Below are 17,229 nucleotides of genomic sequence, written 5' to 3' on the forward strand. Positions count from 1 at the left end.
TTAGTTTCCTAAAAACTGATAAATAACAAATAAGAAGAGACTTGGGAGAACAATACCTAGACTGGCTTTTAGTGTCTTGTTGACCATAAAAACCCAGATAAATGCACATGCCCAAAGTGTAAAAGCAACGAGAGTCGCACTCATTGCAGCACTACCCCGAGATTCAGCAAAGTATTGTGCAATAACCATCGCACTTAAACTCGCCAGAACATAACCGCCTATCAGCGCTAGCATAAAACGATAGAAAATCATAAAACGGTAAGCGAGTAATAAAGACTTTTGCTGCGTTTTTTTAGCTGCTGAAGTGGCAAGGTGATTTGTTGCCAAAGCATCAAGTTGGGAACTATTCATCATTTTAAATTCAATTATTACGAAGCGTGATTGTTTATAATGAAAATGATAACAATTATTATTAATGTTTAAAATGATTGATTTAATAAAATGCACGATTAAATAATATTTCTTTATCGCATTATTTATTTTAGAAGGGATGATGTGGCAAGAAATGGTAAACGGAATTGGTGATAGATTTTTGCAGTTGTTAAGCAAAAACAGCGACCGAAGTCGCTGTGTTTAGTCCAAAAGAGCTTAAGCTTCTTGTTGGATACCTGCAACCAACCAATCTTGGTTAGAACCAGCAGGTTTAGTGAAATGCCAAATTTCTGCAAAAGATTGCGGTAAGCTGTTTAAGTCTTCACTTACAGTACCCGTGAAACGTACACTCACCACATATTGACCATTTTCATTTGCAGAATCTGTCACCATTGCATTGAGGTTAGAGAATTCAGCAACGTCTTGGTCTTGGTTTGCCATAATGTCGTTATACATAGACTGATAAAGATCAGGTGTTAAATAACGTTGAATTTCAGCAATATTGCTTGCTGTGTTCATAGATTGAATATGGTTAAAGCGTTGACGAGCAACACGTAAGAATGCAGCAGGTTCAGTACCATCTGGTAATTGATTGCCATTGCTGGTCGAAGCGCTTCCAAAAGGAGCATGAGTTGCTGCGCCCGCAGAACCACCTACAGATTGACCAAAAATATTGCTGTTGTCATTTGAAGTACGTGGTGCTGCGGTTTGTTGACCAAACGGTGCTGTATTTCCAGCATTGTTTGGTGCGTATGGGTTATTGGCGGCTAGTTTTTTTTTTGCTCCGAATTTACGGAACAAGAAAAATGCGCCTGCTGCTGCAAGAAGAATCCAGATCCAGCTCGGAAGACCACCTTTTTCTTCTTCTTGCTGTGTAGTCGCATCAGCACTGCTTGCAGCAGGTTTATCATCCGCCATTGCATTGGCTGCAACTGCACCAATTGCAGCACCAGCAACACCAGCAGCAACCATTTTACCTACGCCAGAACCTGATTTTTGTTGAGTAGGTGCTGTTGTTGGTTGTGGGGCAGGAGTAGCTTGACGTGGCTGTTGGTAAGATTGGCTTGGAGCAGCAGAACGACTCATGCCATGGCTTTTACCACCACCTGCACGTTTTGCTTCAGCCATTGGTGCAACCACCAAAGCCGCCATTAAAATACCTGCCATCAAACTACGCTGTCGAACTTCCATCGTTTTTTCCTAAATAAAAATAAATTATAGCCACACAGTTATGCAGTCATTTACACCGAATTTCAATATTAAATTGGTGTTTTTTTTACATAATCTTTCATCTGTCTAAGCTTAAGCCAATTCTTCTGTTAAGTTCATGGCTTCGGTTAATGCTTCATGTAAACGTGCCACTGAAATGATTTGTACATTTGCAATGGGTTTTTGAGGAGCATTACCTCTGGGTAAAATAATATATTTGAAACCATGTTTGATGGCTTCCTTTAATCGCTCTTGACCATTTGGCACAGGACGAATTTCACCAGAGAGTCCCACTTCACCAAATACAGCCAGTTGTTGTGGTAAGGCTTTGCCGCGCAAACTTGAAGCACAGGCCAGTAACACCGCAAGGTCAGAACCTGTCTCGGTAATTTTTAAACCACCGACGACATTGACATAAACGTCTTGCCCTGAAGTTTGTACGCCACCGTGACGGTGCATGACGGCAAGCAGCATATTGAGTCGGTTTTGTTCTAAACCCAAGGCAACACGGCGGGGTTGTCCATGTGCATCGTCCACCAAAGCTTGTACTTCAACCAAGAGTGGACGTGTGCCTTCACGGCTAATCATGACAATAGAACCGGGAATGGCTTCATCATAACGACTTAAGAAAATCGCAGATGGATTGGCAACCTCTCGTAAGCCTTTATCGGTCATACCAAACACGCCTAACTCATTGACTGCACCAAAACGGTTTTTGACGGCACGAATCATTCGATACCGTGAGTCAGATTGACCTTCAAAATACAGCACACAATCGACCATATGTTCTAGAACACGCGGCCCAGCGAGAGCACCTTCTTTGGTTACATGCCCCACCAGAAACAGTGAGGTGCCACTATTTTTAGCAAAACGGGTCAACAGTGCGGCAGATTCACGAATCTGTGAAACTCCACCGGGAGCAGATTGCAGTGTTTCGGTATACAGCGTTTGAATCGAATCTAGAATGGCCACTGCTGGACGGACTTGCGCTAAAACTTCACAAATTCGTTCCACACAGGTTTCCGCCATGACTTGAAGATGGTCTGTCGGTAACTCTAAACGATGGGCACGTAACGCCACTTGTGAAAGTGATTCCTCACCGGTGACATACAGCGCTGAACTTTGTGCCGATGCCATGTGTGTGGCAGTTTGTAACAAAATGGTTGATTTACCAATACCGGGATCACCACCAATCAACACCACAGAACCCGTCACCAAGCCACCGCCTAAAACACGGTCAAATTCAGCAATGCCTGTCGCTAAGCGGGTTTCATGTGAAACTGAAATTTTATTTAAGGTGGTAATGTTGGCGACTTGACCTGCATAACCACCGCCCATTTTCGGTTGGGCACGATGAGTGACGGCAGGCTCTACACGGACTTCCGTTAAGCTATTCCATTCGCCACATTCCGAACATTGACCTGACCATTTGGGATGATCAGCACCGCATTGCTCACAACGGTAAACACTTTTTGCTTTTGCCATATCTTATTTTTAAATGCTGAAAATGAATAATCTGATAACAGCATACAGATGAATTTTACTGAATTGAATGCTTGCTAGAATTTGAGTCCATAAAAAAGCCACCTTCAAGGTGGCTTGATGAACTTTTGAAATTAATACAATTCGCCTGACTTACGTTTTGCAATGAAATCTTTCGACTCTTTCGCAATCACTGTAGAGAGCAATAAGAGTGCAATTAAGTTTGGAACAGCCATTAAGCCATTGAAGGTGTCGGCAAAAAGCCAAACCAAGTCTAGCGTGGCGACGGTGCCAATAAATACTGTCGCAATATAAATAAGACGATAGATGAGTACGTACTTTTCTCCGAAAATATAAGTACAACATTTTTCACCGTAATAACACCAACCTAAAATAGTTGAGTAGGCGAAGAAAATAATACCGATTGTTACCACCCAACCGCCAACACCCGGTAAGAGTTGATCAAAGACACGCGTCGTGAGTACAGCACCTGTTTCATTTCCAAAGGTGTTGCCTGCCATGATGAAACCCATCACCAAGACAATACCGGTAATACTACAAACAATAATGGTGTCAATAAAAGTTCCTGTCATTGAAACCAAACCCTGACGTGCTGGATGATCTGTTTTTGCCGCTGCTGCTGCAATCGGTGCCGAACCCATACCGGCTTCGTTAGAGAAGACACCACGTGCGACCCCGTAACGAATCACAGCACCAATTGCACCACCTGCAACCGCTTCGCCCGTAAATGCATCTTTAAAGATCAATTCCAGTGCAGGTACAACCAACTCAAGGTGGTTAAGAATAATGATTAAACCACCAGCAACATAGCCCACCGCCATGACAGGAACAATTACAGTTGCTGCTTTAGCAATGGATTTAATCCCGCCTAAAATCACCAAGGCAGAGAAAACAGTAATGATGATGCCTGTAACCCACGTTTCAATACCCATGCTGTTTTGCACGGCAAGCGCAACAGTATTGGACTGTACTGAACTACCAATACCAAAAGAAGCCACGGTGCCAAAGAATGCAAAAATCAGAGCCAGCCATTTCCATTTTAAGCCATGTTCGATGTAATACATGGGACCACCAGACATCATCCCATTTTCATTTTTAACACGATATTTGACGGCCAGTACACCTTCACCATATTTGGTTGCCATACCAAATAAAGCCGTCATCCACATCCAAAAGACGGCACCGGGGCCACCTAGAACGCATGCTGTTGCCACACCCGCAATGTTACCTGTACCAATAGTGGCGGAGAGTGCTGTCATGAGCGAGGCAAAATGTGAAATATCTCCTGCATGGGATTTAGCTTGAGGATGCTTACCAAAAACCTGTTTAAAGGCCAGTGGCAGCATACGAAATTGCCAGAACATGAGACGGAATGTGAGAAATACACCAGTACCGACAATCAGTACCAACATGTACGGACCCCAGACCCATCCGCTGAGTGTTTCCATTATCGATTGTAAGTTTTGCATCATAGCTTCTTCTTTTCGTCTAGAGTTTCGTGAATGGCTTATTTAGATTTATCAATGCTTAAGCAAGTGGTGTGCCATATTGGGGACCTTCCTGATCATTTGTTATAACGCGACTAAGACATTTATTCATTAGGGTTGAAAAGGTTTTAATTTTTGTTACTTGCTGCTGGATTTGTTATGAAAGCATTTTGTTTTATTGTTATTTATTTTTTAGCTAAAGTTCAGCACTTTTACAAGCATTTAAAATGAATTATTTATGTTTATTTTTAAATCAATTTTTCATCATTTTCCTATATAAGAAAAATAAATTAACTTTCTTACTTAATTAGAAAATATAGATAGTGCACAGTTTTTTATTGTTTTCTGTATTTTTTACGTTAATTTGTTGCGATAGACGTCGAAGATGAATGAAATAATGTCACATCAAAATACAAGTTCGACCGCTGAAAATGGTGAACTGCAACGAAGTTTGTCTAATCGACATTTGCAATTGATTGCAATCGGTGGGGCAATTGGTACGGGATTGTTCATGGGTTCGGGTAAAACCATCAGCCTAGCGGGTCCTTCAATTTTAATTATTTATATGATTATTGGTTTTATGGTGTTTTTTGTCATGCGTGCGCTTGGCGAATTATTGCTATCTAACTTACAGTACAAATCTTTTATTGATTTTTGTACCGATTTAATTGGACCGTGGGCAGGCTATTTTGTCGGCTGGACCTATTGGTTGTGCTGGATCACGATAGGGATTGCCGATCTTTCTGCGATTATTTATTACTTACAGTTCTTTAATAATGGAATGCCCTTTAGCCCAGCAGAAGGAGTCATGATCAGTATTGCCGCGATTGTTTTCATCATCGGTTTAAACCTTGTGACTGTAAAACTGTTCGGTGAACTCGAGTTCTGGTTTGCATTAATTAAGATTATTGCCATTGTCGTGCTGATTGGTGTCGGCTTATGGATGATCTTTACTGGTTTTACCTCGACAGCAGGTGAGGTTGCCTCGTTTACGCATTTATGGTCACATGGTGGTATTTTCCCAACAGGTGCGACAGGCTTCCTTGCAGGTTTCCAAATTGCAATTTTTGCTTTTGTGGGCGTGGAACTTGTGGGTACAACTGCGGCTGAAACCAAAGATCCTGAACGTAACTTACCAAAAGCCGTGAACTCGATTCCAGTGCGTATCATTATTTTCTATGTGTTGGCATTGGTGATTGTTATGTCCGTGACACCATGGAATAAAATTGATCCAACCGTTAGTCCTTTTGTAAACTTGTTTAGTCAAGCAGGTATTGCCGCAGCTGCAATCATCATGAATTTGGTGGTGTTATCTTCAGTGATGTCATCCATGAATAGTGGTGTATTTTCAACCAGTCGGATGTTGTTTGGTTTATCTCGTGAAGAACAAGGACCTAAAGCATTTGGACATTTAAATAAGCGTGCTGTTCCTGCCAATGCCTTGTATTTCTCTGCGGTATGTTTGTTGTTAGGTGCTGCACTTCAGTACTTTGTACCGAATACTGTTGAAGCCTTTACTTTGGCCACCACACTTTCAACCATTTTGTTCATCTGTGTATGGTTGATGATTATCTGGAGTTATATTGTTTACTATAAAACGCGTCCAGAACTTCATGCGAAATCAACCTTTAAATTACCGGGTGGATTATTTACCTGTTGGGTGGTCATTGTCTTCTTTATTGGCATGATTTACGTGTTGTCATTAGAAGCCGATACCATGAAAGCCCTGATGGTGAGTCCAATTTGGTTCATTATCTTGATTGTTGGTTACTTTGGTTTCTATAAACCGAAACATAAATAAGCCCTTTGTTGGTGAAAAACGCCAGTTTGAAACTGGCGTTTTTTTTTAACACACGATAATCTCTAGCGTTTAGCACTTTGGTCACGGCTGTGATCGAGTTATACTTCTTTGAAAACATAGGATAGGTGGTCAGATGCGTCTTGTCATTTGCTACATCAGTTTATTGGCGACAGGTTTTGCCTTGGTCGGTTGTGGTCAATCTGGAGCTTTACAGTTACCGAATGATCAGAATTACGACAAGCGTTCCAAGTATTTGTTATATCCCAATGTCGATTCCAAAAAGCAGTCTGAACAGAATCAACAATCTGAACAGAAAGAGCTTGAAACACCGAATACTGAGTCTAATCAGCCTTCTACACCTTAACGCTTTCATAGAAAGGATACATTCATGAGTTTTACCCGCATTAATGGGGTTTTGCACGCAGAGCAATGTTCATTGCAACAACTTGCGCAGCAATTTGGCACGCCACTTTATGTTTATTCAAAAGCCACTTTTGAAAAGCATTATCTCGATATGGATCGTGCATTTAGCTTTATCGATCATCAAATTTGTTTTGCGGTAAAGTCAAACTCAAATATTGCGGTATTGAATGTATTGGCCAAGCAAGGTGCTGGTTTTGATATTGTGACTGGCGGTGAGCTTGCTCGTGTATTGAAAGCGGGTGGGGATGCTTCTAAAATCGTATTCTCTGGTCTAGGTAAATCAGAAGCAGACATTAAAAAAGCTTTAGAAGTGGGCATTGCTTGCTTTAATGTTGAGTCGTATGCAGAGCTGGATCGCATTCAAAAAGTTGCGGCTGAATTGGGGCAAAAAGCACCTGTTTCTTTACGTGTCAATCCAGATGTCGATGCGAAAACACATCCATACATTTCGACGGGTTTAAAAGAAAATAAATTTGGTATTCCATCTGACAGCGTATTTGAAACCTATCAATATGCAGCTTCATTATCGAATCTAGATGTGATTGGCATTGACTGTCATATTGGTTCGCAACTCACTGAAACTCAGCCTTTTGTCGATGCACTTGATCGTGTGATCATGATGATTGAAAAATTGAAAGAGCTGGGTATTCATCTTAAACACATCGACATCGGTGGTGGTTTAGGCGTGACCTATAAAGATGAAGTGCCACCAACCGTTACTGAATATGCCAATGCACTGAAGCCTGCTTTAGAAAAATTGGGCTTAAAAGTGTATATGGAACCGGGACGTAGTATTTCTGCCAATGCAGGTGTATTGCTCACCAAAGTAGATTTACTCAAACCGACCAATCATCGTAATTTTGCCATTATTGATGCGGCAATGAATGACTTGATTCGTCCAGCTTTATATGAAGCATGGATGGATATTCAAGAAGTTACACCACGTACAGATGTTGAAGCAAAAGAATGGGATGTGGTGGGCGCGATTTGTGAAACGGGCGATTTTTTGGGTAAAGAACGCCAGTTAGCGCTTCAAGAAAATGATGTCCTTGCCGTATTGGGTGCAGGTGCATACGGTTTTGTAATGAGTTCAAATTATAACAGTCGTGGTCGTGCGGCTGAAGTGATGGTCGATGGTGATCAAGCGCATTTAATTCGTGAACGTGAAACCATAGAATCTTTATGGGATAAAGAACGCTTATTGCCTTAAGGAGTCATTCAAGATGTTTTTAGAATTTACTAAAATGCATGGTCTAGGCAATGACTTTATGGTGGTTGATCTAATCAGCCAGCGTGCTTACCTAGATACTATGACCATTCAGCGTTTAGCTGACCGTCATTTCGGGATTGGTTTTGACCAATTACTGATTGTTGAACCACCCGATTTACCCAATGTCGATTTTAAATATCGTATTTTTAATGCGGATGGTTCTGAAGTTGAACAGTGTGGGAATGGCGTTCGTTGTTTTACACGCTTTGTGCATGAGCGCAAATTGACCACCAAAACCAAAATTAAAGTACAAACCAAAGCGGGGATTGTTGAACCTGAACTGGGTCAAAATGGTTGGGTTCGCGTCAATATGGGCTATCCAAAATTCTTACCGAACCAAATTCCATTCCTTGCTGATGAGCCTGAAAACCTATATAGCTTAGATTTGGCCAATGATGAAAGTATTATCATTGATGTGGTGAATATGGGTAATCCGCATGCAGTGACAATTGTTCCTGATGTGTTGACTGCTGATGTTGCAGGAATGGGGCCACAAGTTGAGTCACATGAACGCTTTCCGCAACGTGTCAATGCGGGCTTTATGCAAATTATGGATGAAACACATGCGCGCTTACGTGTATTTGAGCGTGGTGTAGGTGAAACTTTAGCGTGTGGTACAGGTGCTTGCGCAGCTGCAATTTCAGGTATGCGCCGTGGTCTACTAGGTAATGCTGTGGAAATTGAACTGGCTGGTGGTAAATTGCAAATTGAATGGCGTGAAGGCGATGTGGTTTGGATGACGGGTCCAACAGCAAATGTCTATGAAGGTCGTATCGATTTGAGTTATTACCAAGCATAAAAATGCATGGTTTGATTAAAAAGCACTGTCATCATGATGGTGCTTTTTTATTTGAGCATCTAGTTGATAGCATGATTACTTAGGTAAGTTAGAATGGAGCCGATAGCATGAAAAAGTTGCAGCATAAATTCTCTATTTACGATTGAATTTTGAATAAAAACCGATTAAATACAGTGAGAAAAAAATGTGATTGAGTCTGAAATGCAGAACTATTCTCCAGCGGATTTATTGGTGATGTGGCTTAAAGAACGAGAAATTCAAAATCAATCCAAACATACACTACAAGCGTATGATCGTGATGTTTCCGATTTTTTAAATTTTTGTGCAGTGAAAAAACTCAGTTTAATGAATGTAGAATCTACAGATTTACGTGAATTTTTAGCTCAAAAAGTAGAACGGCAACAACTCAGCTCCAGTAGTTTACAACGCTTATTATCTTCGATTCGGCAGTTTATGAAATGGGCAGAGCAGGGGCAATATTTGGCTTTTAATCCAGCCGATGATTTTCAGTTAAAACGCCAGCCTAGACCTTTGCCGGGTATGGTGGATATTGAAACGATTAACCAAATTTTAGATCAGCCCAAACCTGAAAGTGAAGTACAGCAACAAATGTGGCTGCGTGATAAAGCCATTTTAGAATTGTTGTATTCCAGTGGTTTACGCTTGGCAGAAGTACAAGGGCTACGTATTAAAGATATTGATTTTAATCGACTTCTTTTACGTATTATCGGTAAAGGTAATAAAACACGTGTGGTGCCTTTTGGTTCAAAAGCCAAAGATGCAGTCATGCAATGGTTACAAGTTTATCCCCTTTGGAATGGTGATTTTGTGCCTGAGGCCAATGTATTTATTACCCAAAAAGGCAATCCGTTGGGTGCACGACAAATTGAAAATCGGGTGAAATTTCAAGCGCAACGTGCAGGGGTAAATATCGATTTACATCCACATTTGTTAAGGCACTGTTTTGCCAGTCATATGTTGTCGAATAGTGGTGATTTACGCGCAGTGCAAGAAATGTTAGGGCATAGTAATTTAACCACCACGCAAATTTATACCCATGTCGATTTTGAGCAGTTGGCGAAGGTGTATGATCAAGCACATCCACGGGCACAAAAATCTTAATTTTATCCAAGCATATTTTTGTTGTTCGCTTCTATTTTTTCTGGATATTGCATCTGTATTTTTTGAAAATATTGTTCCAAAGTGTCGATGTTGGCTTGTGCATCTATCAAGGCGATATAGGTATCAGGACGAATGAGATAAACCGCATTTTCGAGTAAACCGACCTTTTTGCAGTTCGCATCCCAAACAAATTCGGATAAAGGCAAATTGTGCTGATGGCACCATGTTTGTAGTTCTGACTGTGCTGTGCCATAGACATGAATCTGCCAAAGCATTTGTTTTAAAGTTTCAAAATTATTGCTTTGTGCTTGTTGAATCCAAGGCAACCGATCACCTGCATGAATTTTACCAGTTTTGCCTTGGCTGAGTGGACTGTGCCGATAATGGATGCCAAGCTGTGAAATGATACGAAAAATGAAATGACTCAGTGGCGCATTGTTGTAAATTTTAGGCAATAGATAGGGAGCAATTTTGGTTCTAATTTCAGCAGCTAAAGCACCTTCTGCGGTGATTATACTAAAGATTCGATCTGTGCTTTTTACCAGTTTTTCAGCAAATGCCCGCCGTTCAATTTGATAGCTTTCTAACAGTTGTTTCGAGGCTTGACCTTTGATAACTGCGGCTAATTTCCAAGCCAGATTGATGGCATCACCAATACCCGTATTCATCCCTTGAGCACCTGCTGGGCTATGCAAATGTGCTGCATCACCCAGCAGAAAAACATTGCCGATGCGATAGTCTGAAACAATACGATGATGCACGCGATAGGTCGAAAACCAGTTGACCTTTTCGATGGTTAGACCTAGGTCTTGAATAGCGGTATGTGCGACATCATCAAAGCTTAAGTTTTGCCCAGCTTGAATACGATCCTCACGAATTAGCCCAATCAGGCGTGCTTGTCCGAGTTGCCCATAAGAAAACAATAAAACAAAATCCTCTCGATCTAAAGAAATATGCACACCACCATCGACAGCAGTTCCTTGTACGTTGACATCCGCAACATAGAAAAGTTTTGAATACGTTCCACCAGAAAATTTCAGCCCTAATTGATGTCGTATAGGTGATTTTCCGCCATCACAGGCACCCAAAAAACGGGCAGAATAGTGCTCTAAACCCTGTGGGCTACGAATTTCTGCACAAATATGGTCTGAATGATGGCTGAAACTAATCAGTTCGCTGGAGCGTTCAACATGCACCCCCAATTTTTCTAAATGTCGGATCAGCAGTCGTTCATGTTGATCTTGTGGATAGATTAAAATAAAAGGATAGGGCGTGAGTGTTTTGCCTTGTTCGATTAATTTCAAAACACCACGTTTTTTTCCCAATGCCCATAAATTGAGCTGTACATTCGGATAACCCGCTTGAATGACTTCCTCTGCCAAATCCATCTGTTGATATAATTCGAGCGTGCGTGCATGAATACCCAGCGCCCGTGAGCTTTGACTGGGTTCTGCATTTTTATCAATAATTCGGACAGGAATCCCTTGTTTACTGAGCCAAAGTGCAAGGATTAAACCCGTTGGCCCTGCACCAACAATCAGAACATTATTTTTCATATGATCTCCTATAAAGTGATTCCTGAAAAATGACTCCTATAAAGTGATTCTTGAACGTGAGTAGGTGAACATTGTTCAATGTTTGATCTGAAAGGGCGCTTTATTTTGTGGTTAGGTTTTTGAAGAATTTTTTAGCATAATCCTTTCATGTGGACATATTTGCAGCAAAATTGTAGAGTTTTTTGTTTTGTGGTTGATGAAAAAAACCTCAAAACTGTCAATTGTTATAAAATATGTAGGTTAGTTTGTATGTTTTTTATTGCGATTCATAAGATTGGAACAATATCTGCATATTCTTTAAAATGAAAATAGAAAATGTACTTGAGGTTGGGCGCAGTGAAAAAAGTTGCTTTATTATAGGATGGTCGTATTTTATTTTTGTAGAATAAAAATAATATAGCGAATTGAAAATGATGAATGCGTAGATGGAGGGTAACGGAAATGAAAAATATTGAACAAAAATATGCACAATTAACCGAAGCACAAAAAGAAATTTTTGCAGGTTATGGTTTAAGACAGGTCAAACATTTTGTGGAAATTAGTTTGCCAAATATCGAACCCTCTTTACCTGAAAATACGCATGTGCAAGGCATTAATGCCGAAGGTAAGGTGCAAGCAGTTAATTCGGAGAGTAAAGAAACTTATCTTTGGATTTCAGACCTACAATGGCAAGAACGTCCGATTATCATGATTAATGTTGATTTAAAAGAAGACTTTTTAGAAATCTGGAAAATATTTAATCTTCAGGCGTATGAGCTGATTGATTTAAGTCACATTCATCGTGATTTTTTAGAAAACCAGCTGGTTTAAATTGAGCTGCATTTATTTGATAAAGCACATGTCTTTGTAGTGGGCTACGATGCTCTAATGCAGGATGATTAAAATGGTGTTGAAATTGCATTCCTAGGCGTTGCATTAGGGCTTGGGATTTACTGTTTTGTTGTGCAGTAAATGCAACCACTTCATTTAAATGAAGTGAATCAAAAGCAAAATCTAAGCAAGCAATCGCGGCTTCGGTTGCAAAACCCTTGCCCCAAAATTTTTGCTCAAGTCGCCAGCCGATTTCGGTACAGGGTGAAAATGTAAATTGATTAGGTTGCTGATGTAAACCAATGAAACCGATAAACTCACCCGTTTGTTTTAACTCTACTGCCCAAAAACCCCAACCTTGAATGTCGATTATGCTTTGAAACTTTTTTGCTAAGGCATCACTCTGTGGTTGTGTGAGGCAACTTGGAAAATAGCGCATCACTTCGGCATTGGAATTTAGCGCATAAAAGGGCTTGAGATCGGAATTTTTCCATGACCTTAAAATTAAACGCGATGTCTCAAGCTGTTGATTCAACATAATGTCCTAAAGATCGTCTAGTGGAAGCTGAAAACTTTGTTTAATAATTTGACTGGGTAAATCCGTTTTCACACTGGTAATGCCATTTTTTTTGGTTAAATGTGCAGACTGAAATTTACGATAGCTTTCTAAATCTGGAACCACAACTTTCAGCATGGCATCAGATTCACCTAAAATAATATAACACTCCATCACTTGAGGCAGCTCTTTCATCGCCTCAATAAAGCAATCAATCGTTTCGGCATCTTGCCCAACCAACCAAATACGTGAAAATAAAATCAGTTGTAAACCAATTTTTTGCGGATCAACAATGGTGGTATAGCTTTGAATAACACCTGATTCTTCAAGTAATTTCACCCGTCGTAAACAAGAGGATGGTGATAGTCCAATTTCACGAGCCAAATCATTATTTTGCATACGGCCATTGATTTGCAATTCACGAATGATATTTTTATCTATACGATCAAGTTTTACTGAAATAGATTTAGATAATGGTTTCATAAATTAGAATATAATTCGAAAAATAATTCTAATTATAGAATATTTTGAAACCCTATTTCGTGACATTTATTCGATACTTATTTCCACTTTCAAAATATAGAAAGGGAAAAAGGAAATGTCAGTATTTTTACTCTTCGCCTTAACGGTAATCCCGCTTATTTTTACACCTGGGCCAGATATGTTGTTTATCTTGTCGCAAGTGATGGGTAAAGATGTGAAAGCCGGTATGATGGCGACTGTTGGGGTATGTTTAGGATATTTAGTCCATTCTGTTTTGGTGGCTTTAGGTATTGCAGCAATTATTGTGTCCTTTCCCATTCTGTTTGAAAGCATTCGCTGGTTAGGGATCGCTTACCTTTTATTTTTGGCTTTGAGTTTAATTAAATCTGTTTTTAACACGCAGAAATTAGCCATTGAAAAGAAAAATACAGCCAAACCGATTCAAAAAGGCTTCTTTACTGCTTTATTAAATCCAAAAGGCATGTTGATTTACTTTGCCATTTTACCGCAATTTATCGATAAAACAGGCAATACAATCAGTCAGGGCTTAATCCTTTCTTTTATCTTTATTGGCTTATGTTTTGTAGTGTACGGTGGTTTAAGTGTGATTTTTGCCAAAATTAGCCAAAAAACACAGATTGATGAACGTAAACAAAAATGGATTGATGGTGGTTCAGGTGGCTTATTAATGCTTGCTGCAACTTGGCTCATTATTCAATAATCGTACGATGAAAAGCATGTCTAAATGGCATGCTTTTTTTATGCAGCACTTTATGTCGTGTTGGATTTATAAATTAAACGTCATTTGTGACATGTTTAACTTAAAGAAGTGACCCGTTTTACGACAAATACAACACAGTAATGAGATCAATCTGTCTTAAATGACAGGACGTAACTTATACATTTGTGCAAGAAGGGTAAGTTGATTAAACCCAAAAATAATCCAAAATAAGGATCAAATCAGAACCTTTGATGAGCCTAATCAAATAAAAAATAATAAAAATCAATGCTTAAAAATTAACTCAATATTGATAGAATTCAGCTGGATAAAAAAAATTAAAAAAACATGAACGCCTAGTTCAAGGAATTTGACGTATTTTTACGGCTGTTTCGATAATTGTGACTTGACCGAAATGCCATACGCATTGCAAGATAGGGCACCTAAAAATTTTAACTGAAGAGTTATTATAACTTTTCTCAATTTTACTTTTGCTAAAACAGCCGAGGATTACATGAAGGCTCTTGTTGCTGTAAAACGTGTGGTTGATGCCAACGTCAAAGTTCGCGTAAAACCAGACAATAGTGGGGTAGACCTTACTAACGTTAAGATGTCGATCAACCCATTCTGTGAAATCGCAGTGGAAGAAGCGGTTCGCTTAAAAGAAAAAGGAACAGTTTCGGAAATCGTTGTGGTTTCTATTGGTCCTAAAGAAGCGCAAGAACAAATTCGTTCTTCTATGGCACTTGGTGCTGACCGCGGTATCTTGGTTGAAACGACGGATGAGATTGGTGCACTTGAAGTGGCTAAAATCTTAAAAGGCATTGTAGAACAAGAAAAACCAGAATTGATCCTTCTGGGTAAGCAAGCGATTGATGATGACTCTAATCAAGTTGGTCAGATGTTGGGTGCTTTACTGGGTGCTGGTCAAGGTACATTTGCTTCTGTTGTGAATGTTACTGGTGACAAAGTTCAAGTGACGCGTGAAGTAGACGGTGGTTTACAAACGGTTGAATTGAATACTCCTGCAATTATCACCACTGACTTACGTTTGAATGAGCCACGTTATGCTGCGCTTCCAAACATCATGAAAGCGCGTAAAAAACCGCTTGATGTGAAGTCACCTGCGGATTATGGCGTTTCAGCGACAACTAAACTTAAAACAGTTAAAGTTGAACCACCAGCAGAGCGTAAAGCTGGCGTACAAGTGAAATCTGTGGATGAGCTTGTAGAAAAATTGAAAAACGAAGCGAAAGTGATCTAATACAGAAGGATAAAATCATGAGTATTTTAGTTATCGCTGAGCACGACAATAAGACACTTAACGGTGCGACTTTAAACGTTGTTGCGGCAGCTCAAAAAATCGGTGGTGATATCACTGTATTGGTTGCGGGTTCAGGCGCTCAGGCTGTTGCTGAGCAAGCGGCTCAAGTTGCGGGTGTAAGCAAAGTATTACTTGCTGACAACGCGGCTTATGCCAACCAATTGGCTGAAAATGTAGCTGCTTTAGTTGCTGAGTTAGGCAAGGGTTATTCACATATCCTTGCGACTTCTACAACAACTGGTAAGAACATCCTTCCACGTGCGGCTGCACTGTTAGACGTCAGCATGATCTCTGACATCATTGCTGTTGAAAGCCCTAAAACTTTCAAACGTCCAATTTATGCAGGTAATGCGATTGCAACTGTAGAATCTTCAGAAGCCATTGTCGTTGCAACTGTACGTGGTACTGCATTTGATCCTGTAGCTACAACAGGCGGTTCAGCTGCTGTTGAAGCTGTAAGCGACGTACAAGATGCAGGCATTTCTAAGTTTGTTTCTGAAGAGATTGTGAAATCTGAACGTCCAGAATTAACAGCTGCGCGTATTGTGGTTTCTGGTGGTCGTGGTGTGGGTTCAGGTGAGAACTATCACACTGTACTAGATCCATTGGCGGACAAACTGGGTGCGGCTCAAGGTGCATCACGTGCTGCGGTTGACGCTGGTTTTGTACCAAATGACATGCAAGTGGGTCAAACAGGTAAAATTGTTGCACCTGACCTTTATATTGCTGTGGGTATTTCAGGTGCGATTCAGCATTTGGCAGGTATGAAAGATTCTAAAGTGATCGTTGCGATCAACAAAGATGAAGAAGCACCAATTAACGCAGTAGCGGATTACTGGTTAGTGGGTGATTTGAACACTGTGGTTCCAGAATTGGTTTCTAAAATCTAATTTCTGAACTTGTGTTTGAATAAAAACGCTCCGAAAGGGGCGTTTTTTATGTTAAAAAATAACAACAAATAAACGAAGGGGTTGTAGATGAGTTATCGTTTTAAAACCTATTTTCTTATGTTAGCTCATTATAATCAGTGGGCAAACCAGAAGTTATTTTCTATTTTAACCACGCTAACAGAAGAACAACTAAATCAAGATTGCGGAGCCTATTTTAAATCCCCTATGCAAATGGCAAATCATCTACTGGTAGGCGATTTACTCTGGTTTGAACGTATTAAGGGTGTAGTGGCCTCAAATTATGCCTTAGATGAGATTCTTTACCCCCAGATCATGTCGTTGATTCCTGCGAGATTTGAGCATGATCAGCGTTTAATTGGCTTTCTCAATGAATATGATGAAGCTGCCTTTAACGGGCTTATCACCTATATTCGTCGTAGTCAGGCTTATACTGAACCATTAATCGAGATATTAGCGCATCTATTTAATCATCAAACTCATCATCGAGGACAGATGCATAGCATGCTTTTTCAACTGACAGGTAAGTCGTTAGAGTTGGATTTAATTTTTTTCCAAAGAGAAAATGCTCATTTGTATAGATGATGGTTTTGAATTTACGTTGACTTTTTTTATTGGAAATGGCGTTATTTTAGATTAAAAAATAAGCGTTTATTCTGTTCGTCAAAAAGTAGAAATTTAGATTTTTAACTTATTAATTCTAATAAACTTTTTATTGTAAAAAAATACTATTTTTCAGATTACTAAACTCCCTGTTAGTAAGCCTTTTATGCTATAATTTACGGCTGTATTTAGACTTTAGCTCAGCTTATTTTGGGTTAATTTTTGCAAGATTGATTATATAAAACGAGCGGTTCAATACTGTACTGTTTGTAATAAGGAGTATGC

At 39.8% G+C, this 17,229-nt stretch carries 17 protein-coding genes; 10 read left to right on the forward strand and 7 right to left on the reverse strand.

Annotation, left to right across the window (positions count from 1 at the left end):
* The 4 genes from B9T30_RS10305 to B9T30_RS10320 form a co-directional block, all read right to left on the reverse strand.
* A complete protein-coding gene (locus tag B9T30_RS10305; RefSeq protein WP_086184902.1) occupies positions 1-354 on the reverse strand; it encodes a hypothetical protein in 354 nt (117 codons plus the stop codon).
* A 234-nt stretch (positions 355-588) separates the two neighbouring features.
* The gene (locus B9T30_RS10310) at positions 589-1,563 is read right to left on the reverse strand and encodes a Tim44 domain-containing protein (protein WP_086184903.1); all 975 of its coding nucleotides are present in this window, start codon (positions 1,561-1,563) and stop codon (positions 589-591) included.
* 111 nt (positions 1,564-1,674) lie between these two features.
* A complete protein-coding gene (gene radA, locus B9T30_RS10315; RefSeq protein WP_074947446.1) occupies positions 1,675-3,066 on the reverse strand; it encodes a DNA repair protein RadA in 1,392 nt (463 codons plus the stop codon).
* Between the two features lie 131 nt (positions 3,067-3,197).
* Entirely contained in the window at positions 3,198-4,553 is a 1,356-nt protein-coding gene (locus B9T30_RS10320; RefSeq protein ID WP_086185014.1) for an alanine/glycine:cation symporter family protein, read from the reverse strand.
* 415 nt (positions 4,554-4,968) lie between these two features.
* On the opposite strand from B9T30_RS10320, the gene B9T30_RS10325 reads away from it, so the two are divergent.
* From B9T30_RS10325 to B9T30_RS10345, 5 genes are all read left to right on the forward strand, one after another.
* On the forward strand, positions 4,969-6,372 hold the full coding sequence (locus B9T30_RS10325) for an amino acid permease (protein ID WP_086184904.1): 1,404 nt from the start codon (positions 4,969-4,971) through the stop codon (positions 6,370-6,372).
* Between the two features lie 133 nt (positions 6,373-6,505).
* The gene (lptM, locus tag B9T30_RS10330; protein WP_086184905.1) at positions 6,506-6,736 is read left to right on the forward strand and encodes an LPS translocon maturation chaperone LptM; all 231 of its coding nucleotides are present in this window, start codon (positions 6,506-6,508) and stop codon (positions 6,734-6,736) included.
* 24 nt (positions 6,737-6,760) lie between these two features.
* A complete protein-coding gene (gene lysA / locus B9T30_RS10335) occupies positions 6,761-8,005 on the forward strand; it encodes a diaminopimelate decarboxylase (protein ID WP_086184906.1) in 1,245 nt (414 codons plus the stop codon).
* Positions 8,006-8,018: 13 nt separating this feature from the next.
* Entirely contained in the window at positions 8,019-8,864 is an 846-nt protein-coding gene (dapF, locus tag B9T30_RS10340; RefSeq protein WP_086184907.1) for a diaminopimelate epimerase, read from the forward strand.
* Between the two features lie 201 nt (positions 8,865-9,065).
* Positions 9,066-9,986, forward strand: a complete 921-nt coding sequence (locus B9T30_RS10345) for a tyrosine recombinase XerC (RefSeq protein WP_086184908.1) — start codon at positions 9,066-9,068, stop codon at positions 9,984-9,986.
* Between the two features lie 2 nt (positions 9,987-9,988).
* On the opposite strand, the gene B9T30_RS10350 is transcribed toward B9T30_RS10345, so the two are convergent.
* A complete protein-coding gene (locus B9T30_RS10350; RefSeq protein WP_086184909.1) occupies positions 9,989-11,542 on the reverse strand; it encodes an FAD-dependent oxidoreductase in 1,554 nt (517 codons plus the stop codon).
* A 441-nt stretch (positions 11,543-11,983) separates the two neighbouring features.
* On the opposite strand from B9T30_RS10350, the gene B9T30_RS10355 reads away from it, so the two are divergent.
* On the forward strand, positions 11,984-12,352 hold the full coding sequence (locus tag B9T30_RS10355) for a hypothetical protein (protein ID WP_413772569.1): 369 nt from the start codon (positions 11,984-11,986) through the stop codon (positions 12,350-12,352).
* Here B9T30_RS10355 and B9T30_RS10360 read toward each other — a convergent pair.
* A complete protein-coding gene (locus B9T30_RS10360) occupies positions 12,279-12,890 on the reverse strand; it encodes a GNAT family N-acetyltransferase (protein WP_086184911.1) in 612 nt (203 codons plus the stop codon). The genes B9T30_RS10355 and B9T30_RS10360 overlap by 74 nt on opposite strands.
* A gap of 6 nt (positions 12,891-12,896) precedes the next feature.
* Complete coding sequence (locus B9T30_RS10365; RefSeq protein WP_086184912.1) at positions 12,897-13,391, reverse strand: Lrp/AsnC family transcriptional regulator; 495 nt, start codon at positions 13,389-13,391, stop codon at positions 12,897-12,899.
* 115 nt (positions 13,392-13,506) lie between these two features.
* On the opposite strand from B9T30_RS10365, the gene B9T30_RS10370 reads away from it, so the two are divergent.
* The 4 genes from B9T30_RS10370 (at position 13,507) to B9T30_RS10385 (ending at position 16,926) form a co-directional block, all read left to right on the forward strand.
* On the forward strand, positions 13,507-14,112 hold the full coding sequence (locus tag B9T30_RS10370; RefSeq protein ID WP_086184913.1) for a LysE family translocator: 606 nt from the start codon (positions 13,507-13,509) through the stop codon (positions 14,110-14,112).
* Between the two features lie 511 nt (positions 14,113-14,623).
* Positions 14,624-15,373, forward strand: a complete 750-nt coding sequence (locus tag B9T30_RS10375) for an electron transfer flavoprotein subunit beta/FixA family protein (protein WP_086184914.1) — start codon at positions 14,624-14,626, stop codon at positions 15,371-15,373.
* A 17-nt stretch (positions 15,374-15,390) separates the two neighbouring features.
* Entirely contained in the window at positions 15,391-16,323 is a 933-nt protein-coding gene (locus tag B9T30_RS10380) for an FAD-binding protein (RefSeq protein ID WP_086184915.1), read from the forward strand.
* Positions 16,324-16,410: 87 nt separating this feature from the next.
* Positions 16,411-16,926 carry a DinB family protein gene (locus B9T30_RS10385; protein WP_086184916.1) on the forward strand — a complete coding sequence of 172 codons (516 nt, stop codon included), beginning with the start codon at positions 16,411-16,413 and terminating at the stop codon, positions 16,924-16,926.
* Positions 16,927-17,229: the final 303 nt, after the last annotated feature.

The organism is Acinetobacter sp. ANC 4973 (genome assembly GCF_002135275.1).
GTDB classification, from domain to species: Bacteria; Pseudomonadota; Gammaproteobacteria; order Pseudomonadales; family Moraxellaceae; genus Acinetobacter; species Acinetobacter kyonggiensis.